This window comes from Bacillus sp. DHT2, assembly GCF_026241455.1.
Taxonomy (GTDB): Bacteria; Bacillota; Bacilli; order Bacillales; family Bacillaceae_G; genus Bacillus_A; species Bacillus_A pseudomycoides.
In genome coordinates, this window is record NZ_JAPHWH010000001.1 from 640,596 (window position 1) to 666,298 (window position 25,703).

Sequence of the window (25,703 nt, forward strand, 5' to 3'; positions counted from 1 at the left end):
TATTTGTGAATAGGAAGCCATCCACCTTTAATCATAGTGGAAGGAACTGGAGGAATCAACTGCCTGTAAAATCTCGATTAGTGAAGACGAATATTTAGTGGGCTCCACTGATTTAAGTTTCACTTTATACAAGCATGTTTATTTATAGAAAGTGGTGACGGAACAATGAAACTAATTACAATCGATTTAGATGGAACTCTTCTTTCAAGAAATAAAATGATTAGTAAAGAAAATGCAGAAGCTATTCAAAAATGCCAGGAGCAGGGGCATGTAGTAGCGATTTGTACAGGACGTTCTCTCGTAGATATTGAACGTTTACTACTGGAAGCTGATTTACAATGTCCTATTATTGCAGAAAACGGTGCTCTTATTTATGTGGATCAAAAAATGATGAAGAGATACCCTATTCAAAATACACATGCCTTTGAAATTGTTGAATATCTTGAACAAAATCGGATGTATTATCAACTGTATACAGATCGAGGTATATACGTTCCGGCATATGGTGAAGAAAGTGTGAATCATGAAATAGAATGGATAAAAAGGTCAAATAAAGATATTGATCAGCAAGAGCTTGAAGTCATCGCAGCATTGTATCTTGAACATACAGCATTTCATATCACAGAAAGTTGTAAATCGATATTAGAAGAAGAGGTTTATGTGCATAAGCTTTTACCATTCTCCTATAATGAAGAGAAATTACAAAAATTAAAAATGCATTTTCAACATAATACAGAGCTAGCAATTACTGCTTCGTATTGGCATAATTTAGAGATTAATCATTGTGATGCTCAAAAGGGGAATGGTTTATATACTTTAGCAGAACATCTTAATATTCCGGTGGAAAATACTGTTGCAATAGGTGATGGGCTAAATGACATTTCTATGATGGAAAAGGCACATATATCTATCGCAATGGGAAATGCAGTGGACGAAATTAAACGGATTTGTCACTATGAAACATTATCGAATGAAGAACATGGAGTTGCACATGCTCTTTATCAATATGTCATGGTAAAAAAATAAAAAAGAATCCATCAAGGATTCTTTTTTATTTTTTATTAGGGGTAAGGTATTCTATGAGATTCATAGAATACCTTATTGCATTTTATTATATAGAATATATCGGAATAATTGTATATGATTTCCAAGTAATTTGTGAATAATTTGTGAATATTTAGATCATTACATATTTATATTAATAAGATTATATATCATTTTAAATAATTTTTAATTGAAAAATAAAATTTATTTGAATAATTATGCTCTTGCTATATACCTATGAGAACATTATTCGTATAATGGAGAAGCGTGAGTAAAAATTGGTATTAAATTTACATATAGAGGTGGAAAGAGAATGAATGCGCGGCTATTGGAACTCATTGATGTGAACACAATAGAAACCATGGCAGAACAATTTTATAAATTAACAAACATTTCACATCAACTTCTTGATCAAAATATGGAATGTGTTTTTTCATTTGGTATGAATCAAGAAGAAAATATACAACTTACAAAAATTGAAATCCCTATCTTTTTACATGAGCAACACCTTGGATCATTTATTGTTTGTGCAATTAAAAATGACATCCGTACTTGTTATAAATACTTCGAAATGCTTTCAAATCTCATTGTAGATGGTGCAATGAATAAACTTCAAAACCAAACAAAAAATATACATTTACTTTCTCAAAAAGAAGAACAGCTACATACAATCTTACAAAATATGCCCATTATGGTCGATGCTCTTGATAAAAATGGGAATTTTATATTATGGAATCGTGAATGCGAGCTCGTAACAGGCTATGCTGCAGAAGAAATCGTTGGAAATCCCAAAGCACTTGAACTGTTATATCCTGATGAAAGTTATCGCAGACAACTTCAAAAGAAATTTTCGATTCGCGGAAAAAGTTTTCGAGATTGGGAAATGAATTTAACATGCAAAAATGGGGAAATAAAAACAATCATGTGGTCAAATATTTCGGAGCAGTTCCCAGTACCTGGTTATAGTTATTGGGCAGTTGGCGTTGATATTACTCATCGAAAAGGAATTGAAGAGCAATTAAAACAGCAAACTTCTGAGTTAGAGCTTATTTTTAAAGCATTACCTGATTTGTGTTTCTTAACTGAGGCTGATGGAACAATTATAGACTATAAAGCAGGTTCACCAGCTAAGTTTTACGTACCTGCAGAATCCTTTATGGGGAAGAAATTTTATGAAGTCTTGCCATCACCTGTAGCACAACAATTTCAAGAAGCAATTCATCAAGTACAACAAAAGGAATCGACAGTTATTGTTGAGTATCCGTTAACACTTAAAGGAAGTGTTAGTTTCTTTGAAGCTAGATGTTTACCACTCTTACAAGATAAGATTATGATAATCGTTCGAGATATTACCGAGCGGAAAAAGACTGAGGAGTTATTGAATAAATCAGATACACTTGCAGCAATTGGGCAGTTAGCTGCAGGGGTAGCCCATGAAGTCCGAAATCCATTGACAGTGATTAAAGGATTTATTCAATTATTTCAGATTAATCAAGAAGATCAAGATAAATATTTTGATCTTATGCTATCAGAAATCGAAAGAATTGAAGCTATACTTCATGAGTTTTTATCGATTGCAAAAACTGATGTCATTTCAACTGAAAAGAAAAACCTCTGCTCGATATTAAAAAATGTCGTTTCATTAATCAACACGAAGGCAATCATGACAAATATTCAAATTGATCTGCATATAGAATCAAAAGAATTAATGATTGATTGCTGCGAAAATCAATTAAAACAAGTTTTTATTAATATTTTACAAAACTCAATTGAAGCAATGCCAAATGGAGGAGAAATCTCTATTTATGTAAAAAAATCAGAGCGTGAAGAAGTTACGATTAATATGGTTGATGAGGGCGTAGGAATTCCTGAAGAAAGAATTAAAAGACTTGGTGAACCTTTTTATAGTACGAAAGAGAAAGGAACTGGGATTGGACTAATGCTCAGTTATAAAATTATTGAAAGTCATCAAGGAAGAATTAGTATTATGAGTGAGGTAGGAATAGGAACATCAGTTACAATCTATTTACCAATGTTTCAAAGTGAGCAAGTTACTTCTTGTGCAGCAATGTTACCTATAACAGGGGCTTTATGAGGATATTACTTTCCGGTTCATATAATAATAGAGTTAAAAAGCTATCTTATGATTTGTAAGATAGCTTTTGTTATATATTAATTTATTTTGAGAGTTAAAGAGTTCTTATAAATTATACAGTTGTTTATCTATTATCCAGCGAATTGTACAGCAGTTTTTGCATGTAAAAAAGCAGTATCAAATACAGGAATAGAAATGTCTTTCTGTGAAATAAGTAACGGTATTTCTGTACAACCTAATAAAATTCCTTCTGCACCATTTTCAATAAGTTTTTGAATGATTTGTAAGAAACGTACTTTAGATTGCTGTGAAATAATCCCTTTACTCAATTCGTGAAGAATGACATGATGAATGAAATTTCGTTCATCTTCTTTCGGAATAATTGTTTCAACACCATAATTAGCTAGTCTTGTTTTATAAAAGTCCTGTTCCATTGTTTGTTTTGTTCCAAGTAAACCAATCCGTTTCACATCATGTTCAACAATTTCTTCAGCACTGACATCACCAATATGAAGAAGGGGGATAGAGATTGCTTGTTCTACTTCTTCCGCAAATTGATGTACTGTATTTGAGCACATAAGTATACAATCTGCACCGGAACACTCTATTTTTTTTGCTACTTGAACGAGTTGATTTTGCACTTCCTCATATTGTTGATTTTGTAATAAATTTGTCACTTCGCCAAAATCCATGCTATATAGAACAAGCTTTGCATTATGATTATACTGAGATAGAGTTAGTGTATTAATATGTTTATAATAAAGAGACGTTGATTCCCAACTTAATCCACCAATTAATCCGATTACTTTCATGTCGAATTCCTCCCGTTAACATGTTTTGTTATGTCGATTATCCCATAATCCCGATAAGGATACAATGATTTATTTGATTGTTTTAAGAAAAATAAAAATAGCGAGAAAAATATTGAAATTAACTTGCGTTAATGCAATAATACAAATTACAAACGAATACTTATCCAGAGAGGTGGAGGGAACGGCCCTATGAAACCTCAGCAACCCCTATTTATTCATACAAATAGGAAGGTGCTAATTCCGCAAAAGACATATTGTCTTTTGAAAGATAAGAGGATCATATCTCAATAAAAAATGACCTCTTATAAAAGGGGTCATTTTTTATTGAGATATTGAGAAGAAAGGAAGTGAAGACGCATAATTTAATTTTCTTATACATATAGGACTAATATAAACTAACTAGAATGAAAGGGGAATTCATATGAACAAATTATCTACAAAATTAGTCGTAGCAATTGGAATCGGTTCTGCAATATATGGTGTATTAGGTCTATGGGGATTTTCAATTGCACCAAACACATTTATAAAGCCTGCTTTGGCTATATTAACAATTTTTGGTGCGATTTTCGGGCCGATTGTAGGACTTTTGATTGGTCTTATCGGTCATACAGTGACAGATACCATCGCTGGATGGGGAATATGGTGGGGATGGGTACTTAGCTCAGGTATTATTGGATTTACGATGGGACTTGTACAAAAACGAGCAAGTTTCAGTGTGAAAAATGGAACATTTCGTAATCGAGATATTTCATATTTTGCTATAACAGGTTTAATCGGGATTGTCGTTGCAATCATATTTGCCGGTGCTTTTGATATTATCGTTATGGGTGAACCTTTGGATAAAATTGTTATTCAAGTATTCGGTGCAACGATTGCAGATATCCTTGTATTCTTAATTCTTGGTTTACCAATCACACTGGGATTAGCGAAAGCAAATAAAAAACATACACATTTGAAGATTGAAAAGTAGGGAGATTACAATGAAGCCGATTATTTCCTTTGAACAATTTACATTTCAATATAAACAAGTGACAGAACCTACTTTAAAGGATGTTACATTCCGTATTTATCCAGGTGAAAAAGTATTGATTGCCGGTCGAAGTGGATCAGGAAAATCAACATTGGCCCATTGTATAAATGGGCTTATCCCTTTTTCATATGAGGGATCAAGTACTGGGAACATTTCAATATGTGGTAAGGATCCGCGAAAAGGTAGTATTTTTGAGCAAAGCAAGCATGTAGGAACTATTTTACAAGATCAAGATTCTCAGTTTATTGGTCTAACCGTAGGAGAAGATGTTGCTTTCTCATTAGAAAACGATTGTGTAGAACAGGAGAAAATGAAGGCTGTTGTTATGGACTCACTACAGAAAGTACAGATGCATACGTTTCATCTACGAAGCCCGCATGAATTATCTGGTGGTCAAAAACAAACTGTTTCTCTTGCTGGACTGTTAACAACAGAAGCTGACATATTACTATTTGATGAGCCATTAGCAAACTTAGACCCCATGAGTAGTTTGAACACAGTAGAACTTATACGAAAGGTGCATCAACAATTTAATAAAACAGTTGTTATTATTGAGCATAGAATAGAAGAAATATTAAAATTAGACCTTGATAAAATCATATTAATAGAAGAAGGGAAAATTGTAGCGGTTGATTCACCAAAAAGAATTTTACAAACAAACATGCTACAAAAAATAGGGTTAAGAGAACCTGTATATATTGAAGCATTAAAAAATATAAGAATGAATATTTTAGATGAAGAATTATATCCAATTGAAAGTTTAGATCATGAAAATGTGAATAAAGCGATTAAGCAATGGATGTTAAATTCTACCATGTTTAAAGAACAACAAAAAAAAGAAATCTTATGTGAAATAGAAAATATATCATTTTCATATTCGCAAAAAGATTTTACATTAAGGGATATAACACTCTCTATACAAAAGGGAGAAATTGTAGCATTATTAGGCCATAATGGTGCAGGTAAGTCTACATTTGCACATACATTAACGGGAATGAACAAAGCGAAGGAAGGGGAAATTGTACTTGATAATGAAAATATAAGTTCATGGTCTATTCGAAAGCGTGGAGAAGTGATCTCCTATGTCATGCAAAATCCTAATCACATGATTACACAATCTACTGTTTGGGATGAAGTTGCTTTTTCATTAAAATTAAAGAAGACTTCTAGCGCAGAAATAAATAAACGCGTGGAAGATGCATTGCGAATTTGTGGATTATATCCATTCCGAAATTGGCCTATTCAAGCGTTAAGTTACGGACAAAAAAAGAGGCTTACCATTGCATCGGTTTTAACAAGGAATCCGAAGCTTATCATATTAGACGAGCCAACAGCAGGACAAGATTATTTTCATTATAAACAATTTATGTCTTGTATAAGCCTACTAGCGGCACAAGGAATATCATTCATCTTTATTACACATGATATGAATCTAGCTTTAGAATATGCAGACCGTGCAGTTGTCCTTCATAAAGGGAAAATACTTGCTAATGATACTGTTCCAAACGTATTAACAAATAGCGAAGTATTACAACAAGCTAATTTACAGGAGAGTTCGCTAACAACTTTAGCGAATTTGAGTAAAGTTCCTTTTCCAGACGTTTTTGTACAAATGTATATGGAGGCAAAAAGGAGAGGGGATTATGAATAAATCAGATTTATTTTATATAGATAATCATACATATTTTCATCGTATGGACGGCGCAATTAAATTGTTGTTATTTATAATTTGGATGACTCTTACGTTTATATTTTTTGATTTTCGTATTTTATTATGCTTGTTTTTCATTGGTTGTTTAGGATTAGTGATCGCTAAAATCCCTATAAAAAAAATTGTAATTATATTTAGTGTTATTTTCACATTTAGTATGCTAAATTCAATGATGATTTTATTGATTACACCAACTCATGGATCTGAGTTAACTGGTACAAGTACAGCATTCTTGCATATTGGATATGCTACGATTACATTTGAAACACTATTTTATGCTCTTACGCTCTCATTAAAGTATTTTACGTTATTACCATTTACACTTATTTTCATATACACGACACATCCAAGTGAGTTCGCTAGCAGCCTGCATAAAATTGGCTTACCATATAAGATTGCCTATGCAATAAACATTGCGCTTCGTTACATACCGAATATACAAGCGGAATACAAATTGATTAAGCACGCTCAAGAAGCAAGAGGTGTACCATTTGAAAGAGGAGAGACGAATTTTTGGGAACGTATTAAAAATCGGGTACTCATCTTTTGGCCACTTGTTATTCATTCTTTAGAGCGAATTGATACAGTTTCAAATGCAATGGACTTACGAGGATTCGGAAAAAAAGAGAAGCGAACATGGTATTTTACAACAAAAGCAAAACAAGAGGATTATCTAGGGCTCGTTATCGGCATTATAATTTTAGTACTGGCCATTTACCTAAAGTTCAATATTTTCAAAGGGTTTTGGTATCCATTGTAAGTTTTCTGGATGTTATTGGGATGAAATTTAGGCACTCAGAGGAATGTCTTTTTAAATTTATCCAAGACATGCTCAAAAATGGCATAGAAACATACTGTATAATACGAACCTGTTAATAAACGATCAATTTCATTATCCATTAGTTTTATACTAAAAGGAGGAGAGAATATGAGTTTCGGTGGTTCTTGTGGTTTTGGTGGAAGTTTTGCTTTATTAGTTGTGTTATTTATTTTATTAATTATTGTTGGATGCAGCTGCTGGGGCTGAGGGTATTAAAAACATATAACTTTTGAATCATTCGTCACAGAATCATGTAATCAGAAAAAACATTAAAGATACTTTTTTAGTATCAATACGAGATTCAACATAAAAAAAGGAGCTGCTATGCTCCTTTTTTTATGTTGAAATTTCACCGAAATAATAAGGTAATTTCCGGAAAATTCGTTCAATTTACATAATTTTTTAATATTGTAAATACTTGTGACTAAAAGGCGAGTTTTTATTATTCACGATAGTTATTGGCTTTGATTACCCAGTCTCTTTTGACTGTTAGGCGTAATTTCATCGGCAAATTCTATATTTGCCAAATTTACTTTGGATGGAATAAATGTTTTTGTTGTATTTTGAACGCCTTGGAACAAACGTTGAATAGGTTTCATCATATTTGAATTACGTGTTGCTACTACACTAAAAACTGTTCCTAATCCTAGTAAAGAAAACCAAATCCAGCTTCTATTGTTATTCCGTCTATTTCTAAATAATTTAAACATTTGCTGAGTTCTTCTTCCAGAATTGAATAGTGACATCAAGAAGTTAAGAGTATTCATTTTTTACCCCCTGTAAAGATAATTAGGAAAAAGAAACACTAAGTTCAATTTCACATGATTTATGTTGCAATATTTTATCGGAATTTATGCTAACATTTCTTGATTCTTTTTTCCTAAAAACCCTAAGTTTACTCATTACAAAGGGAAACATGCACAGATAAATAAGGATTTGAAATTCATTTACATAATGTTTATTTAATCAATGAGATGCAGTATATTGAAAAATGGGATTAAAAAGAATTATTGAAATTTTACGTGTGATTCATAAGGAAAATCCATCGTAATTTATTCTAAATAGTTGCCAGAATAGAAAAAAAGAAGTGCCACATAATAACAGAAATGAGTGAAAAGACACATCGTCAAGTGTACTGTAAGAGGTTATTTTATAGCTAACATTCAAAAAAAAGACCATCTGTTTTTCTGTCTAAATAAATGAAAAGATTAAAAGAAAAACTTGAGGAGCGACTAAATTCATTTTTTTTAAACGAAAATCAGCTTCAACGTTATCAGGAACGTATAACAGAATAATATCGACAGCTTATAGCTAACAAATTATAAAGAAATTAATAACAAAAGGAAAATACTCATGTACTAAAATCAATTTTTAGTATGCATCATTTTTTAGAGTTACTGTTTTTTTGAAAAAGAGTAATAATTTTAAATTGTTGAGGTGATTACATACATGCCAATGTTGGATGTAGATGGTAGTAGTCTGTACTATATCGTTAAGGGAAAAGGGGTTCCTATTGTTTTTATTCATCCTCCTGCACTTACATGTGTGAATTTTGAGTATCAAATAGAGGGATTATCCCAAAATTTTAAGGTGATTGCTTTTGATATTAGAGGACACGGAAGGAGTCAGTATTCAAAACAACCGATAACCTATCCACTGATTGCTGAAGACATTAGATGTTTGTTGGATCATTTAGAGATTAAGAAAGCATTTGTATGTGGATATTCGACTGGAAGCTCTGTCGCATTAGAATTTTTATTGGCTTTTGCTGAAAGAGCGTTAGGAGGTATTCTAATCGGGGGAATGTCAGAAGTGAGGGATGGATATCTAAAGAATAAGATTTCACTTGGCGTGAAACTTGCGAAAGCGGGGGCAGTTTCATTTTTAGCATGGTCTATTTCATGGAGCAACTCAAATACACATAAATTGTTCAGAAAGATGTTTAAAGAGGCACGAAAAGGGAATGCCAAAAATATCTGGCAGTATTATTGTTATAGTTTGCATTATGATTGTACTAATCAGCTTAGAAACATTCAGCTTCCGGTTTTGTTGGTGTATGGTAAGAAAGATAAAGTATTTTATAGTCATGCCAAATTACTACATGAAAAATTGCCATGTAATGAATTAAAATTCATTGATAACGTAAAGCATCAAATTCCTACAAAAGCAGCGAGATGCCTAAATGAAATGATTCAGCAGTTTGCTTTTATTCATACTGAGATGAGACTTTTTCTTTACCCATAAAAAAGTATATTTATTTCGAAGTTATATGCGTTTATTGTGCTAAATATTTAATGGGAAAGGAGCTATCAGGCTCCGTTTGATAATTGATATGTGAAAGAGTAGTGAGCGCTCAAGTTATCCCTCCTAAATATTTCGAATTATTTTTTCGTACCGGTGATTGATGCGGATGGAGTCTTGCGAATGTAAAACCTAATGAGTAAATATACGAGAAGTGGTACAACTATGTTAGGTAATAAAAAATGGAGTAAAGAAGGAATACCTTCAAGTTAGCTATAGCCAGGACCTTTTATAAGAGGGTTCATATATAAATAATTTAAGCCAAGGTTTATGAAAAGCATATCTTATTTTATATTAACTAGTAGTGATATTCCCGCTTTAAAAATCATCGAAAACAATGAAGTTAGGCGGGAGATGAAATGTTAGTAAATACCTGATTAGTGAAGGCTAATAATAAGTGGGGGATGGAGAAAAAACATTGATTAAAATTTCAATTTATGTAGTGAAAAACAAAAAGGAGCATAGGAAGCTCCTTTTAAATCAAAATGTTAGTGTTTTTTAGCAATCTCATTATTTTGTGGAAATGTGATCGTTAAAGTGGTTCCTTTATTAACAATACTATTTATATCTAAAGTACCATTCATCGTTTCAATGATTTTTACTGCAACCATCGTACCTAAACCTGTTCCTCTTGTTTTTGTACTAAAATAAGGTTCACCAAATCGATTGATTTGCTCTTGTGTCATCCCAATTCCACTGTCTTTAATGACAATAGTAATTTTGTTTTCACAAGCAGATGATTTGATACTTAGTTTTCCGCCATTTAGCATCGCTTCAATACTGTTCTTTATTAGGTTTAAAAAGCATTGCTGAAAATGTTGTGTATTCCCAGTGATGGAACCTGTTACTAAATTCTCAGAAACATTTATAGAATTCATATTACATAATGGCATCATCATACTTATTATTCTTTTTAATTCTTGATCTATTACAATGTTATCAACTTTTTGTGATGCTGGCTTAGCAAATGTTAAGTAGTCATCAATGATAACCTGAGCGCGGTTTAGCTCTCCAAGAATATGTTCAATATATTGTTCTCGCGATTCTTGTGGTAAATCTGGAGTTTTAAGGAGTTGAGTAAAACCTTTTACTACGGTAAGAGGATTTCTTACTTCATGTGAAATACTCGCAGCAAGTTGACTCACAATCTCCATCTTCTCCATCTTTACTAATTTAGACCTCATAATAACGGCATCTCTTAAAACCTCATTTATATATACAACAAATAACATGACAATTGGAGGGAGTAGAATAAAATAAGTGATATATGAATTTGTAATTGGGAAATCTGACAGAACAACAGCGATAAAGGTTGTAAGTAAAGCAAGGAAAAAAGGTAAAGTCATTGACATGATAAGCTTCTTTCTTCTGTTTAATTGATTAAATTTAGAAGAAGAATAGGCAGTGAAAATAAGCATGGTAATATAAACAATAACTGTTAAAAAGTTAACACCATAAAAAACAAACCGAATCAATAACATGATAGATAATAAAGCGATCCCAACTGGTAAACCACCATAAAGTGTACCTATTAAAAAAGGGATCTGTCTTAAGTCGTGAACGCAGTTTTCGTCTATGTATATAGGGAATTTCATACATAAAATCAATGGTATACTAGTGCACATAATGATAAGAATCTTTTTATAGTTTTTAAAAAATATTTCATTATTATATATAAAATAAAAAACAAAGATGCTGCTTAAAATGTAAAGCAGATTATTTAATACGTTTTGGTTAATGTATACAAAATTCATCTAGCATGCCTCATTATTGTAGTTTTCAGTACTATAAGTATTATACCGGAAAAATACAACTTCTTCATGTTTTAATTATTGGAATGAGGACTGTGATTACTTTTGAATTGTTATTTGTTTCGAGCAAATTCCCATGCTAAGTGAAATTCTTCAACTGATGCATAACGTTGATTTCTATTTTTTTCTATCGTACGAGCTGCTACGTCATACAATTCTTTCCCTGCTTCCCATTTAGTGAAAGAACGATCGAGTTCCCCTCCTAAGAACGCAAAAGCGATTGCTCCCATATTAAATACATTTGTTTTCTCATCAATCACTGCATCAAGTTCGAATTCCTCAGGTGACATAAATCGTGATGATCCCCAAAGTCTTCCCATTGTATTGATATAAGGTTTCTTCTGATATAAATCGATATCACAAATCTTTGTTGTCTTTGTTTCAAAGTCATACAAAATGCTTCCATCATAAAAATCTATTGCTACATAATTTTTTCTTTCAACATGAACATGGAAAGAAAAAATATGATCTAGTGAAATAAGACGTTCTTCAATTGATAATTGTTTATAGCGATAGAATGGAGAACTAGGATTACTATATTTCGCTAGTGGTGGAAATGACCAATGGGAATGAAGGCATTCTCCGGTAAACCAATTAAAGATTGCCACATAACCGTTTTCTACTTCATAATGATCAATTAATTCGATTAGATGATCGTGTTTTAATTCTTCATAAAGAAAAATAGCTTCTTTTAATCTAGTAACAGCGGCATCTGGATTTCCCGAATACTCCATTGTTTTTGCACCAGCATATTTAACAAATCTTTTCTGACCATCTATTTCAATACCAAAGCATATATTGCCAGAATCTTGTTGATCAAATACAGTAAACACTCTACCAAGCTTCACAAGCCATTCAAAATCTTGATATTCTTTTAATTTAAAAGTTACATCATCAAAGCTAAGTGTGACTGGAATTTCGTTCATTTTACACCTCTTATTTTATATAATGAGATTAAATATTAATAAATTCGAGGAGAGTAATAAAAATCCTGTTTTGATTAGTTAAAAAGAATTACTTTTAAAGCTATGTAATTATTATGAAAGGAGTAAAAGATGGATAAAGAAATAATCATTGAACCGTATAATTTAAATTGGCATACGGAATTTGTGAAGGAGAAAGAGAAATTTATCACATTGCTAAAAAAGGACATCTTAGTGATTGAACATATCGGAAGTACGTCAGTAGAAGGGTTAGATGCTAAACCTCTTATTGATATGATGATAGGTGTTAAAGATTTAAAATTAGTTGATCATTGGATAGAACCATTGCAAACAATAGGATATGAATATGTATTTCATAAACATTTTCCGCAGAGGCGTTTTTTTAGAAAAGGGAAATGGAGAGCAGGTACACATCATTTACACATCTATACGCACGGTGGTCAAGATTGGAAAAACAATTTATTATTTCGTGATTTTATGAGAAATCATGAATGGGCACGTGTGGAATACAAACAATTAAAATACGAGCTTGCTATGAAGTATTCATTTGATCGAGTGGCGTATACTAATGCAAAAGAACCTTTTATTCAAAGGATCATTACACTGGCGAAAGAAAATCTATACATATAAAAATTACGGTGGGAAATTTGTTTTTTAGTTCACATAAAGTATTTCTCATCTTATTCTAATCTTTCTTTCATTCTTTTTTCTTTTTTGATTGCTACAATTTGGAATGTAGTGATGTTTTGAAATTGAAAGAGGGATGCAAAATGAAGAAAACGTTCGGAAGTCAAATTTTTAATTTGTTTATAAAGATCGCAGGAGCTTGTGTGATTGCATTTAGTGTTACAATGTTTATCGTAAACTTTATGCTAGGAGATCAAATAGGATTAAAAAGCGTAAATAAAAATCTTGGTTCTCTTGGTGAATATGGTGCGATTGCAGCTGCATCGCTTTGGTTTTTACGTCATATTTGGCTGTTTTTACACAAAAATAAAATACCCGGATTCAAGTATATGAAAGAATTATATATGTTAGCAAAGAAATATCATATGTTTATCGGTTATGCTGTATTAGCTGTTGCAACAACACATGGAGTTTATTTTTTTATAAGGGGAAATCACCATATGATACAGATTTACAGCGGCATATTTGCTTTTGGTAGCTTAGTATTGCTAGGAGTTGTTGGAATTCTTTTGAATAAGGTTAAAGACAGAAAAAAATCGGTATTATATCGAAACATACATCAAATGATTGCGATTCTATTTGGATTAGGATTGATCATTCATTTAATAATATAGGAGGAATTAGGGTTGCATCATATATTAATAATTGAAGATGAAGAAAGTTTAGCTGAATTTTTAGAGTTAGAATTAAAATATGAAGGATATGCAGTAGAGGTACAATACGATGGGCGAAAAGGATTGGAAGCAGCCATAGAGAAGAACTATGATATTATACTTCTTGATTTGATGTTACCAGGACTCAATGGGATTGAAGTATGTCGTAGACTGCGTGCGACGAAGAATACTCCCATCATTATGTTAACAGCGCGTGATAGTATTATGGATCGTGTTACAGGATTAGATAGCGGCGCTGATGATTACTTACCGAAGCCATTTGCAATTGAAGAACTCCTTGCACGAATACGTGTTATATTTAGACGCGAACAAAAAGAAGAAAGTAAGCCAACACTTTTGCTTGCTTTTAAAGATTTACAGTTACATGTAGAATCAAGAACGCTAAGAAAAAATGATGAAATCATTGAATTAACGAACAAAGAATTTGAGTTATTACTCATGTTTATGAAGAATATTAACCGCGTACTTACACGAGATATACTTTTAGAGCAAGTGTGGGGTTACGATGCGATTGTAGAAACAAATATTGTTGATGTATATGTTCGCTATTTACGAAACAAATTACATGGTGTAGATAAGGAGGAGTATATCCAGACTGTTAGAGGGGCTGGATATGTGATGAGATGATCAAAAATTTTGCACAGCGCATTCGAAACCTTCCGATAAAATGGAAACTAACTCTTTGGTCAACTACGTTATTATTTATCTTGTTCGCTTTATATAATGTTTTACAGTTTATTGTGATTAATCAATGGATAGTAGACTATGAAAAGAAACAAATGAACAGGCAAGTGAAAGAAATAGCAGCATATTTTACTGATAAAAAAGAAACACTTTCTAACCAAACGATTGAAAACAGTAAAGACTTCCTTAATAATATGAATGATAAACATCAGATTATTCGAATTTTAGATAAAGATGGACAACCAATTGTCTCGATTTCTCGTGATTTTAATCCGAGGTGGGCGCCTCCTAAATCGGTTATCCAACCTGAAGCTTATATAAAGAGGCATTTAGAAGATAGAATATTAATTGAACGTATGCCGATTCAAACAGCAACATTTATGGGAACAATTGAGGTTGGGAAAAATTTAGAAGCTTTCGATCATTTGTTGAAAATCATTTTCGTTGTAATGGTTGCAGCTGGTATTGGTGGACTTATACTTAGTTTTTTAGGTGGAACAATTATTGCTAAACAACTTTTATTAAGTGTTCAGAATATAACTGATACGATGAATCGAATTAAAACAAACGGGTTAAAAGAAAGAGTTCCTGTACGGGAAAATAATGATGAACTTGCAAAGCTAGGCATTCTATTTAATGAATTAATGGATGATGTAGAAAAGTCTTTTTTACAACAAAAACAGTTTGTTGAAGATGCATCACATGAACTTCGAACACCCCTTACAATTATTCAAGGCCATTTATCCATGTTAAACCGTTGGGGAAAGGATGATCCTGTTATTCTACAAAAGTCACTTCAATCTAGTTTAAAAGAAGTGGATAGATTGAATAAATTAGTCTCAGAATTATTAGAGTTATCCAGAGCAGAATCAGAGCAAATGCCCTCATTAGCAGTCGAGCCTGTACATGTAAATACTGTATTAAAACAAGTAATCCAAAACTTTGAAGTTCTTCAAACTGAATTCGAATTCGATATACAATTATATGCCGAAGAGGCTTACGTGGCTATACCAACACCTTATTTAGAGCAAATAATGATTATCATACTAGATAACGCAATTAAATATACCAAAGCAAATGATAGATACATTTGTATTCAAACAAACATGCAAAGAGAAAATATTACTATACGTATTATAGATCATGGCGTCGGAATACCCGAATCAGATTTACCATATGTACTTAATCGTTTTTACAGGGTGGATAAAGCAAGGAGTCGTAAACAGGGTGGAAATGGCCTGGGGCTTTCCATCGCAAGACGGCTTGTAGAAAAATATCATGGAAACATTATATTAGAAAGTAAGGAGAAAGAAGGTACATCAGTTACAATTTCGTTTCCTTATGTTTTACATGAAAATGAGAAATAGATGAGAAAAGTTTCAAAGTATTTTCATATTACTGTTGTATACTGTGTAAACCAATAGAACTTGTACTTTCTTAAAGTACGAATGTAATGAAAATAAGGAGAGGGTAGATATGAACTACACAGTATTTCAATGGATTAATAATTTAGCGGGAACCTCAATCATTTCAGATAAGATCATGATTATGATTACGAATAGCGCGCCTTACATGGCGATTCTTTTCATGCTTATTTTATGGTTTAGTAATACTAAAAAAGAAATGGCGATTCAAAAACAATATACTGTTGTATATACTGTTCTTACAGTCGGAGTTTCATTGCTGTTAAATGTTTTCATTCATTCAGTATATTATCATGCGCGACCTTTTGTAACTTATCATGTTCATCAATTAGTGCCACATGCAGTAGATTCATCATTTGTAAGTGATCATTCTGTACTTGTATTTTCAATAGCATTTACGATGCTATTGAGAGGGGAAAGATTAAAATATATTGCATTAATTTGGGCCGTACTAGTTGGAGTTTCACGTATTTACGTTGGTGTCCATTATCCAGCAGATATAATTGGTGGAGCATTCCTGTCATTTATAACTTGCGGCATAGTAATGCAAAGTACGCGAAAATTAGAACCATTAACACAAATGGTATTTGTAATTTATGCATCCATTGCAAAACGAATTCCATTGTTATCGAAATATAACCATACACATTAATCATACAAGTTACTAGAAAAAGAACCTATTCGTAAATGATGGGTTCTTTTTCATGCATACAAACATTAATTTCACGCACTGTATTTAATTGGAAAATAAAAAATATTAGGACTCGTTAGAAGATATATAGCATGTGTAACTTTTCGTGAAAATTTTTTCGAACGAAATGTACGATGCCTATTGAGCACGAAACAGTCATATGTTCTGTGAAAATTCCATTGCGAAATAAGAGATTCCAGCGAATATGTTAGTTAATAGGAACCTCTCACTTCAAAATGGGATCATTCAATGACCTGTATACTTCATCCATCCACTTTCTGATCGTTTTGCTTTAAATTTACCGTAAGATAAAAGTTTCATCGCTGAACGAGTAGCTGTGTGAAAAACTAAGATCTTCATCCATTCATCTTCCATTTCACTAGGATAAGGGGTGGACTCGTAAGCATAATAAGCAGCCATGATACAAGGAACTACTTGGTCTGGTTCAAATTCATATGCAGTTGCATCATCGATAATTAAATCAATGATGCGCTTGTTTCTTTCTTTAACGTCTTTCTGGATTAACTTTTTTACCGCTTCTGGTACTAACTTTAATATTTCATTTTTCATAACAGTCACCTCATTCTTTAGCATGTCCAAATCGCTTGGAGAAATATTGAAAACATTGTGTTAAATCGGATTGCGTAAGTTGAACGGGACTATACTCATGAAATTATCAGTATGAAATAGTTCCTTTTGTACAAAATAGGTACGAACGTTTATAAGAGGAGGAATCATTCATGACGAATCGGAATGATAATCGAAAGCAAAAAAGCAAATATCCAAATAACCTAAAAAATGATACTGAATTCTCAAAAGATGTAAATATTAGAAGTGAAGTAACGAAAAAAGATTTAAATAAGTAATGTTTTGATTTGGAATATAATTGAGAGTAATTATAAAAATCGGCGCAGTATTTAATTAGTTTTAAGCATAGAAAAAAAGAAAAGATGTGTAAGCTAATCTAAGCTTACACATCTTTTCTTTTTTGATGCATTTACTCACAATGGTTTCTTCATTCAAATTTTACATAGTTGCTATTTCAAATTTCAATTACCGTATTTTTTCCAATAAAACCAAAATAATCCATAACAATATAATAATTAGCCATCACCAACGAATTAGAAATAACTTGTATATTACAAGTAATCCCAATTCAAAAAGAAGATGCATGAAAAAATTGTAGAATGGAACTATATTTCATAAAGGATTTATAAAATAGTATTAATCAGAAAAAAGAATGGGGCATTTTATCATGAACCTAACACCAGAACAAAGGATTCAATTACATGGTTTTAATAACCTCACAAAATCATTAAGTTTTAACATGTATGATATTTGCTATACAAGAACAAAAGAAGAACGAGAAGCTTATATAGAATACATAGATGAACAATATAATGCAGACAGATTAACTAAGATTTTGAAAAATGTCTCGGACATTATAGGTGCGCATGTACTGAATATTGCTAAACAAGACTATGTACCACAAGGGGCGAGCGTAACTATATTAGTATCAGAAGGTCCCGTGGTAGAAGTGCCGACAGAATCATTCACTGAATCACCTGGACCTCTTCCTGATTCAGTTGTTATGCAGTTAGATAAAAGTCATATAACGGTTCATACGTATCCTGAATATCATCCAGATGAAGGTATTAGCACTTTTAGAGCGGATATTGATGTAGCTACATGCGGTGAAATCTCACCTCTTAAGGCTTTAAATTACCTTATCCACTCATTTGATACAGATATTATGACAATTGATTACCGCGTTCGGGGATTTACAAGAGATATAACAGGTAACAAGTTATTTATTGACCATGAAATAGGTTCTATCCAAAATTACATTCCAAATAACGTGAAAAGTCTCTATGACATGATTGATGTCAATGTTTATCAAGAGCATATCTTTCATACAAAATGTAAACTAAAAGAATTTGACTTAAACAACTATCTATTTGGATATACACAAGAAAAATTATCCGTAAAAGAACAAGAGGAAATTACAAAAAAATTAAAAACGGAAATGGATGAAATATTTTACGGAAAAAACATGAGTCATGGATCAATAGAAGAAAGTTTTGAATGATACCTCTTTTTAGGGAAATACAAATAACTCCTATGTCACCTTAGCAATAAAGTAAACAGGCTGGACATCCTTAGTGTGTGAAAATCCAGCTTGTTTACCTTTTTATTTTGCTTAATGTGTGAAATTTGTATTTTGTTGTTGGTATCCCTAATTCTAGAGGGATAAATACTCAAGCAAGCAATTTCACGCACTGTATTTATATAATAAATAAATCAAATAAACAAATTAGCATAAACATCTAGTTTGTATGAATACCACTGGTTTATCCCGCGTTAACGGCTAGTAATACTCCCACCTCAAAATTCGGCGAAAACATTATCCAGCTCTAGCGGCTAGAATCTCCGGTCGTTTCGCCCTCTCGGACGAGGCAAAAAGCGCCTCTCTGTCGGGGGCTCCAACGTCCTGCGATTCTGAGCGAGCCGCTTACGCTTTTCTAAAGAAGTTAGGTGGGAGATAAACTGCCCGTAAAAACCCGATTCGTTCAACTACTAATCAGTGGGGGATGAAGAAAACCCCCACTGATTAAAGTTTTACTTTATGGGAAAGAGACAGGATTGCTGTTATAGATCGCAAAGTAGAAACACAAAGATTTGTCATCCCTGTGTTTCTTGAAGTTTCCTTTGATTACTCGATAAAGAGAACCCTGGGATATACCGGTTACTTATACAATTTTTGTAAATATTTCTTGAAACAGTTTTATCTCTCAACGAAAGAATGCTACAGCCTTCTCCTTAGGAACGTTTCCATAATATCATTCTTGAATTTTTCATAATCAAACTGAAAAGCCACATTATGCGTTTTATAACCTGGATTAGTCACAAAACGAAAGTCTGCAATGCTTTGACCGAATCCTTCCCCTTGATCTGGAATTACTTTGATGGGTACTCTTGAAAGACCAACAGCCTCTTGATTCAGCAAATACCACACTGTTACAAAATCATGCATAGGGCTTCCTCCTATACCGGGATTCGACTTGGAGTAGAAATTATAATAGTAGTCTAACATAGGCTTGATGATGAGTCCTGCAATATCCTGTGTATCCTGATGAAATGCATCGATTTGTTGGACCATTTCGGGTGTAACAACCGCATGTTGAGTTACATTTAACGGAATAATTGTCAAGTTCTTCGCATGCTGCAGAATTAAGTTTGCTGCATAAGGATCCGCATAAAAGTTAGCTTCAGCCACCGCAGTCACGTTTCCTGGATAAAAAAAAGCTCCGCCCATGCAAATATATTCCCTTACATTCCGCATTGTTTCTAAATTTAAAACAAAGGTCGTAGCTAACGAAGAAAGTCTTCCCAAATTGATAATTGTAAGATCATCTAAATTTGAATTTATAATTTGGTAAATATCATTTAAGGCATAAACTGGATAAGAAATTTCAGGTGGAATGATAGGTCCTAATCCGACTTTTCCATGTACCTCAGGAAAATACTGAACCAATATACCCGTTAACGGTACAGAAGCACCAAGGAATACAAGTATCTCTTTTTTTCCCGCAATGTACTTCAAATAGTTAATATTTCTTATGGCATTCTCTCTTGATACATTTCCATAATCGGCTACAATCCCTAAAATTTGAATATCTTTACGAAAAAAGGTGTACAGGATGGCAAATGCATCATCAATTCCCAAATCTGTAAACAGGAGAACCTTTTTTGGCATGTGTATTCCTCCAAAAGTTATAGAGTTCTATTTTCACTAAGGATGTAGTGAGTAGGCTTGTACATATATATTTTATGTATTCCTATAGAGTGAATTCTATTCATATGTAGTTGAAATAGAACATCATTAGGAAACTTACGGTGTTAAGGTGAGTGTATTATGCCCAACTTTTGCAGATACACCAATAATTGTAAAATATTTTAATAAAAGTAGATGAATTCTTGGAGTGGTTGACGCTTTTATTAAAAATAGTAGAAACATTCTAGCTTAACATTAATTTTGTTGTTGAAATTCTGAATATTAAAATGTAATATAAAAAAGCGTGTTTAACAATGTACTTATTTTAGATAAGAAAATGTATTTACAATAAAGGTGTGTGTAAGTGATAAGGAGGAAGGGGTTAACAACTATACAGATGAATTTTAAAGTTCATCAACATATAAACTTACTGGATTCTAAAATAGTGAGCAAAGCATACAGTTTCACAGTAAAAGTTACATGGAGGTTTCAGAAATGGGAAATGAAGGTAGATTTCAAGAAAAGCAACAAGCCCGTCGACAACGCAGTGTTGTTAATATTGGATTAAGTTTAGTATTATTGACAGTCAGCATGGTATCTTATCAGTTATTTTTTACTGATCATACAAAAGGAAAAGAACATCCAGAAGAAAAGAAAGTAGCCCAATTAGCATCTAAAGAGGCGAAAAACAATAAATTAGAGGAACGAAAAACAAAACAATCAGAAGCAGACTCATCAAAGGAACAAGCAAACAAAGAAAGTGAAAAACAAAAATTAATAGAACAGCAAAATCAAGAGAAAGAAAGCTCAAAAGTACAGGAAAAAGAAAAAGAAAAACAGAACAATGAAAATCTAGTAAAAAAACAAGAAGAACAAAAGGATAATAAAATTGAAGAACAGAAGGCTAATGTAGAAACAATAAATAAAAATCAATCAGATAGAGATGCAGATCAAACAGAACAAAATAAGCAATGGAATCCAGTTGGTACAGAGCAAGGGGCAAAACCTGCCATGCAATTTAAAGAGGGAACGACAGATTGGAATGAGATGAAAAAAGCAATTTCCTACGCTGTTGAGGTTCCTGAATCACAACTCATTTATGATTTTATTGGAAATAACGGAACGAATAAGGCCTATGGTAATGTGCGAGATAAGCAAAGCAATAAAAAATATAAAGTGTATATTGATTGGATTGAAAATAAAGGCTGGAAACCAGTATCTGTTCAAGCTGTGAAATAATTATACCGACAGATATTCCGCCAAAATTCAGCAAATAAAGCAAAGACTCTCCCAAACGGAGAGTCTTTTATATGAGTTATTATTTTTGATATCTTTGCTGTTTATTTATGTGGTTTCTTTTCGTTTATCAAATGCAAACAGGTTAAGTTCTTCAGAATCATTGGCCAGCTGCATCGATCGTTCAAACCGCAACCCTACTTTTTCAAGAAGTTTGGCTGAAGCGTGATTGTCTGGAGTAGTAATCGCCACAATACGATTTAGCCCCAATTTATCTTTTCCATATGCCATCACCGCAGAAGCTGCTTCATAGGCGTATCCTTTAGCCCAATACTTCGGGAGAAAGGCGAATCCAATATCTACATCTTCCAAGGAATCTCTTTTTACTAGACCACAAATTCCAATCGGAACATGATCCTCCTTCCGTTCTACTAAAAAAAGACAGAAACCAAATTGCTCATACATGTGAATCGGTCCATTCAAAATATAGATCCTTGCATCTTCTAACGTTCTCACACCGCGATCTCCTATAAATTGTAACCAAGAGGGGTCATTCAAAAGCTCGAGGATAAACGCTGCATCGTCGGTTGTTTGTAGGCGAAGAGTAAGACGCTCTGTTTCGAGAATATTCAAAAGAAATACACCTTCCTTTCAGTATTATATTCTATCTAGATATCATAATCGTATATTAACTTAAAACTCAAGGGTATTTTTTCGTGAGGTACACATTATATGTTAACCGTTGTAACAAACATTTTTTTATGTACGCCACTTGGTACAATAATTAGTAGAAGATATTATATTTGGAGAAAATATCACGAATTAACAAGTAAGTTATAAAATCAAAGCTTCACTTGATTAGTAAATGATGAGATGGTGATACTAATAACTATGAAACGTTTATGATAAGGGATGGTATTATGATTTTTATTTATACAGATTTTGGCGGAACACATACAACTTCACTTGCAGCAGCATATCATTTAAACAAACTCCCCACTGATCGAAGACTGACAAAAGAAGAAATTTTAAATGTGGACTATTTTAATAAGCTTAAAACGTCTGATATGGGAAAAATAATTTTTCATGGAAGGGACGAAGGAGGAAATCCGGTTTATACAGTAGGACACGGGACATCAAAAGTAGTTGTTCCATCCATGAAAAATTTAGCGGAAATTCTTCAACATCAGTATCAAAACAATGAAAAAATCATTTTTTCAAATACTTCACCAACAGTTCCACTTCCTATGACGTTTGGAGGATTGTTTTCAAGAAGATTACATATTGATTTTATTGGTGTTCCCTTACTCGTATGGGGAGCAAAACTGTGTTGTGATAATATACAACGACTTGTTGATTATACAAAAGAAGCGGGTAGAATGACTAATGATTATGTTGTTATTTTAGAGAATGAAACTTTCAAATAAAAAATGCAGGATTTATTTGAATCCTGCATTTTTTCTATATCAATTCAACTTTTTTTCGAATGACAATCTTATCAATTTCGTCTTCTTCATCCCCAATATATAAGCCACGTTCTTTTAAATATGTTTCAAAATATAAATCTGCTTCTGCACGTTCATCATAAGGTTTTACAGATAAAACAAATCCTAATTTATTTTGTTCCTCTAAATGAGAAGTAGAGATATAAGCGGGGGTATTATGACGTAAGAATAGCTCCTTAACAGGAATTATCATATCCTTCATTAGCTTTGATAACATGCTCATTTCAAAATCAAAGTTAAATCGATCAATACTAGATATGTCAGCAAATACCACCCCAATAAAGCCTGTATTAAATACTTCTTGAAATTCGGCGTCTTGCTTATCATAAAAATTCTTTTCAATTAAGTAATTTTTAAAATAAGCAACACCATCAGCGTGTTCAAAAGGTTTTGTTGAAAGAACAAAACCTATCTTCTTTTGTTTATGTAAATACACACAAGACATATGTGCAGAAATATTATGCTCTTTAAATAAAGAACTTGTTGCGCCTGCAAGGCCATCTAATACATGATGGACAATTTGAAGCTTTTTACGGGCAAAATAATAGGATTTTTTTTGTAGTTCCAATGTATCAATAAACACAGAACCGATAAAGCCTGTATTTGAGATAGTAGGTGTATGCTTTTTTCTTCCTCTGCGTTTGTTTTGAGCCATTGTAAAAATCATCCCTTCAAGTACGATTGAAATAAAAGAACGTTTGTTCGTATATTTATATTTTACTATTTAATCGTTATAAAGTAAAGGGATTTTTACCGGAAAAACATAAAAAAGACACCTTTTAAAAAGTGCCCTGAATGCGATAGGGAAGAGGATTCAACCCATTTTATTTACGATTTATATTATGAAACAGAGACAAGTTCTTCTGCATCTTCTACATCTAAATGACAATCCATTGTACGTACATCTTGATCTTCATGACTTCCGAAATAAATAGTAATTTTCATATGTATCGCTCCTTTATTCTAGGAATACCTAAAATAATTACTAGTAATGTTACTGCCTATTATATACCACTTTTTCCATTTCGACAATCTTATCCAGTTTATAATTTTATTTCGTAAATATTAAGAATATTTGTTATGATACACTTAATTAAATGTAAGGAGGAATTAACATGTTAAAAACTTTAAAAACATTCTCAAGTAAAGGAAGAGGAGTGCATAGTATTTAAGCTAACTTAACACTCCTGCTTCCGCGAAGAATATAAATATCGGAAAGTAGGAGAACGTTTGGATAAGTATACGCTGGCAAATCATAATATTTCTATTTTATTTTGGGTACATTTTTTTGGAACAATTAGCTTTTTACAAGCAGTTATGACGTTGTTTTATGCGGAAAGAGGATTAACTCCTTCAAATATTTTTATTGTATTGATGTGCTGGAGTGGAGCGGTTTTAATTGGAGAAGTACCAGCAGGCATTTTTGCAGATTGTTTCAGTTTAAAACTCTCTTTTATAACAGGCGCTTGCATAAAAATTATAAGTATCTCTATTTTGTTCTTTGCTGATAACATATGGCTATTTTGTTTATATAGCTTATTGAATGGTTTATCAGTCACTTTTTTTTCGGGTGCTGATGAAGCCTTAATATACGAATCTTTAAAAGAAACGAATGAACAACATCTTATGGATAAAGCGATGGGAAAAATTCAATCCGCTAGCTTTATTTCAATGTTGATTGCCGTTATTTTCGGATCTTATTTTGCGAAAGATTTGAAGGAAGAGCAATTCTTTATTTTAATTACACTCGGACTTCTTTTTCATTTCGTAGAATTAATTTTACTTTTATTTATAAAAAATCCGGCGGTGGAATTTGAATATAATGAGTCAGCTTATTCACAAGTAATCGAAGGAATACAAGTTATCCGAAGAGCACCTCAATTACTTATTATGTTCTTAAATATATCGCTTGTATTTATTCCAGCGAGTGCAGTTTTTGACAACTATGATCAATTACTTTTGAAAAATGCAGGCGTGCCCGTATTTGCAATTGGCATATTATATGCAGTCGCTGCAATAGGCGGATATTTTGCATCCATTTCTATAGGGTGGTTAACCCGAAAATTCTCTCGTATATTTTTATTAAATCTTTCAGGTGCATTAGCTGTCTGTGGATTACTATTAGCAGCGTGCTTTGGAAATACGTTGTGGAGCGTTTTAGGAGCATTTATTATATTACGATTTGTAAGAGCAATAAGATATCCGATTTATTCACAGCTGAGTAATGATATAATTCCATCACATGTACGTGCAACAACAATTTCATTGTTATCAGTACTAGATTCTGTACTGGATTTAATTATTTTTGGTACGTTATCTATACTTGCTGTATACGGGTTACCTGTTATGTTTATGGGTTGTACTATAATTGCACTGATAGGTACTTGCTTACCGATTAAAGGTATAAGAGAAGTGCCTAAAAATATTGAATCGTAAATCTGTTTTAAGGCGACCATTCT

Annotated in this window: 25 protein-coding genes, 1 pseudogene and 1 riboswitch; of the genes and pseudogenes, 18 read left to right on the forward strand and 8 right to left on the reverse strand. The window is 32.5% G+C overall.

All coding sequences use genetic code 11. From position 1 onward, the window contains the following. Window positions 1-165 precede the first annotated feature (165 nt). Together ORL93_RS03585 and ORL93_RS03590 are read left to right on the forward strand one after the other, a co-directional pair. Window positions 166-1,026 carry a Cof-type HAD-IIB family hydrolase gene (locus tag ORL93_RS03585; protein WP_265958619.1) on the forward strand — a complete coding sequence of 287 codons (861 nt, stop codon included), beginning with the start codon at window positions 166-168 and terminating at the stop codon, window positions 1,024-1,026. Between the two features lie 331 nt (window positions 1,027-1,357). Continuing rightward, entirely contained in the window at window positions 1,358-3,139 is a 1,782-nt protein-coding gene (locus ORL93_RS03590; protein WP_018780555.1) for a PAS domain-containing sensor histidine kinase, read from the forward strand. Between the two features lie 131 nt (window positions 3,140-3,270). Here ORL93_RS03590 and ORL93_RS03595 read toward each other — a convergent pair whose 3' ends face one another. Then, on the reverse strand, window positions 3,271-3,951 hold the full coding sequence (locus tag ORL93_RS03595; protein WP_097793754.1) for an aspartate/glutamate racemase family protein: 681 nt from the start codon (window positions 3,949-3,951) through the stop codon (window positions 3,271-3,273). A gap of 157 nt (window positions 3,952-4,108) precedes the next feature. Further along, window positions 4,109-4,226: riboswitch (SAM riboswitch) on the forward strand. A gap of 146 nt (window positions 4,227-4,372) precedes the next feature. On the opposite strand from ORL93_RS03595, the gene ORL93_RS03600 reads away from it, so the two are divergent. From ORL93_RS03600 to ORL93_RS03615, 4 genes are all read left to right on the forward strand, one after another. Next, entirely contained in the window at window positions 4,373-4,921 is a 549-nt protein-coding gene (locus ORL93_RS03600; protein WP_097793755.1) for an ECF-type riboflavin transporter substrate-binding protein, read from the forward strand. A gap of 10 nt (window positions 4,922-4,931) precedes the next feature. Further along, window positions 4,932-6,632, forward strand: coding sequence for an ABC transporter ATP-binding protein (locus ORL93_RS03605; protein WP_265958620.1), 1,701 nt, complete (start codon window positions 4,932-4,934; stop codon window positions 6,630-6,632). Further along, entirely contained in the window at window positions 6,625-7,452 is an 828-nt protein-coding gene (locus ORL93_RS03610) for an energy-coupling factor transporter transmembrane component T family protein (protein WP_033796175.1), read from the forward strand. Before ORL93_RS03605 ends, ORL93_RS03610 begins: the two co-directional genes overlap by 8 nt. Before the next feature lie 168 nt (window positions 7,453-7,620). Continuing rightward, window positions 7,621-7,719 carry a YjcZ family sporulation protein gene (locus tag ORL93_RS03615; RefSeq protein ID WP_018765986.1) on the forward strand — a complete coding sequence of 33 codons (99 nt, stop codon included), beginning with the start codon at window positions 7,621-7,623 and terminating at the stop codon, window positions 7,717-7,719. A gap of 248 nt (window positions 7,720-7,967) precedes the next feature. On the opposite strand, the gene ORL93_RS03620 is transcribed toward ORL93_RS03615, so the two are convergent. Next, the gene (locus ORL93_RS03620) at window positions 7,968-8,279 is read right to left on the reverse strand and encodes a hypothetical protein (protein WP_033798893.1); all 312 of its coding nucleotides are present in this window, start codon (window positions 8,277-8,279) and stop codon (window positions 7,968-7,970) included. Window positions 8,280-8,961: 682 nt separating this feature from the next. Here ORL93_RS03620 and ORL93_RS03625 point away from each other — a divergent pair. Further along, window positions 8,962-9,756: an alpha/beta fold hydrolase gene (locus tag ORL93_RS03625; protein WP_097793757.1), complete on the forward strand. Its 795-nt coding sequence runs from the start codon at window positions 8,962-8,964 to the stop codon at window positions 9,754-9,756. 545 nt (window positions 9,757-10,301) lie between these two features. On the opposite strand, the gene ORL93_RS03630 is transcribed toward ORL93_RS03625, so the two are convergent. Together ORL93_RS03630 and ORL93_RS03635 are read right to left on the reverse strand one after the other, a co-directional pair. Continuing rightward, on the reverse strand, window positions 10,302-11,567 hold the full coding sequence (locus ORL93_RS03630) for a sensor histidine kinase (RefSeq protein WP_097793758.1): 1,266 nt from the start codon (window positions 11,565-11,567) through the stop codon (window positions 10,302-10,304). 110 nt (window positions 11,568-11,677) lie between these two features. Next, window positions 11,678-12,550: a protein kinase family protein gene (locus ORL93_RS03635; protein ID WP_003203550.1), complete on the reverse strand. Its 873-nt coding sequence runs from the start codon at window positions 12,548-12,550 to the stop codon at window positions 11,678-11,680. A gap of 129 nt (window positions 12,551-12,679) precedes the next feature. Here ORL93_RS03635 and ORL93_RS03640 point away from each other — a divergent pair, with 129 nt between their 5' ends. The 5 genes from ORL93_RS03640 (at window position 12,680) to ORL93_RS03660 (ending at window position 16,689) form a co-directional block, all read left to right on the forward strand. Then, a complete protein-coding gene (locus ORL93_RS03640) occupies window positions 12,680-13,198 on the forward strand; it encodes a GrpB family protein (RefSeq protein ID WP_265958621.1) in 519 nt (172 codons plus the stop codon). Between the two features lie 140 nt (window positions 13,199-13,338). After that, window positions 13,339-13,869, forward strand: coding sequence for a hypothetical protein (locus ORL93_RS03645; RefSeq protein ID WP_097793760.1), 531 nt, complete (start codon window positions 13,339-13,341; stop codon window positions 13,867-13,869). Window positions 13,870-13,881: 12 nt separating this feature from the next. Further along, a complete protein-coding gene (locus ORL93_RS03650; RefSeq protein WP_003203539.1) occupies window positions 13,882-14,556 on the forward strand; it encodes a response regulator transcription factor in 675 nt (224 codons plus the stop codon). After that, entirely contained in the window at window positions 14,553-15,980 is a 1,428-nt protein-coding gene (locus ORL93_RS03655) for a HAMP domain-containing sensor histidine kinase (RefSeq protein ID WP_265958622.1), read from the forward strand. Before ORL93_RS03650 ends, ORL93_RS03655 begins: the two co-directional genes overlap by 4 nt. A gap of 109 nt (window positions 15,981-16,089) precedes the next feature. Beyond that, complete coding sequence (locus ORL93_RS03660) at window positions 16,090-16,689, forward strand: undecaprenyl-diphosphatase (RefSeq protein ID WP_098160308.1); 600 nt, start codon at window positions 16,090-16,092, stop codon at window positions 16,687-16,689. A 285-nt stretch (window positions 16,690-16,974) separates the two neighbouring features. Here ORL93_RS03660 and ORL93_RS03665 read toward each other — a convergent pair whose 3' ends face one another. Next, window positions 16,975-17,298 carry a hypothetical protein gene (locus tag ORL93_RS03665; protein WP_018765975.1) on the reverse strand — a complete coding sequence of 108 codons (324 nt, stop codon included), beginning with the start codon at window positions 17,296-17,298 and terminating at the stop codon, window positions 16,975-16,977. A 170-nt stretch (window positions 17,299-17,468) separates the two neighbouring features. On the opposite strand from ORL93_RS03665, the gene ORL93_RS03670 reads away from it, so the two are divergent. Both ORL93_RS03670 and speD read left to right on the forward strand, forming a co-directional pair. Continuing rightward, entirely contained in the window at window positions 17,469-17,594 is a 126-nt protein-coding gene (locus ORL93_RS03670; protein ID WP_255262441.1) for a hypothetical protein, read from the forward strand. 389 nt (window positions 17,595-17,983) lie between these two features. After that, a complete protein-coding gene (gene speD / locus ORL93_RS03675) occupies window positions 17,984-18,817 on the forward strand; it encodes an adenosylmethionine decarboxylase (RefSeq protein ID WP_018780543.1) in 834 nt (277 codons plus the stop codon). A gap of 717 nt (window positions 18,818-19,534) precedes the next feature. Here the strand turns inward: speD and ORL93_RS03680 are convergent. After that, a complete protein-coding gene (locus ORL93_RS03680; RefSeq protein ID WP_097793763.1) occupies window positions 19,535-20,485 on the reverse strand; it encodes a nucleoside hydrolase in 951 nt (316 codons plus the stop codon). A gap of 513 nt (window positions 20,486-20,998) precedes the next feature. Between ORL93_RS03680 and ORL93_RS03685 the strand changes: the two genes are divergently transcribed. Further along, window positions 20,999-21,742, forward strand: a complete 744-nt coding sequence (locus tag ORL93_RS03685; RefSeq protein WP_098161630.1) for a YrrS family protein — start codon at window positions 20,999-21,001, stop codon at window positions 21,740-21,742. 105 nt (window positions 21,743-21,847) lie between these two features. Here ORL93_RS03685 and ORL93_RS03690 read toward each other — a convergent pair whose 3' ends face one another. Next, entirely contained in the window at window positions 21,848-22,372 is a 525-nt protein-coding gene (locus ORL93_RS03690; RefSeq protein ID WP_098161631.1) for a GNAT family N-acetyltransferase, read from the reverse strand. 90 nt (window positions 22,373-22,462) lie between these two features. On the opposite strand from ORL93_RS03690, the pseudogene ORL93_RS31460 reads away from it, so the two are divergent. Beyond that, a pseudogene (locus ORL93_RS31460) lies at window positions 22,463-22,579 on the forward strand (DUF1453 domain-containing protein); the annotation flags it as partial. An 80-nt stretch (window positions 22,580-22,659) separates the two neighbouring features. Next, window positions 22,660-23,166: a DUF3189 family protein gene (locus tag ORL93_RS03695; protein WP_018765970.1), complete on the forward strand. Its 507-nt coding sequence runs from the start codon at window positions 22,660-22,662 to the stop codon at window positions 23,164-23,166. Window positions 23,167-23,200: 34 nt separating this feature from the next. Here ORL93_RS03695 and ORL93_RS03700 read toward each other — a convergent pair whose 3' ends face one another. Further along, complete coding sequence (locus tag ORL93_RS03700; RefSeq protein WP_176524667.1) at window positions 23,201-23,911, reverse strand: hypothetical protein; 711 nt, start codon at window positions 23,909-23,911, stop codon at window positions 23,201-23,203. Between the two features lie 563 nt (window positions 23,912-24,474). On the opposite strand from ORL93_RS03700, the gene ORL93_RS03705 reads away from it, so the two are divergent. Next, window positions 24,475-25,680 (forward strand): MFS transporter, encoded by a 1,206-nt coding sequence (locus ORL93_RS03705; protein ID WP_098161633.1) that lies wholly within the window; start codon window positions 24,475-24,477, stop codon window positions 25,678-25,680. Window positions 25,681-25,703 lie beyond the last annotated feature (23 nt).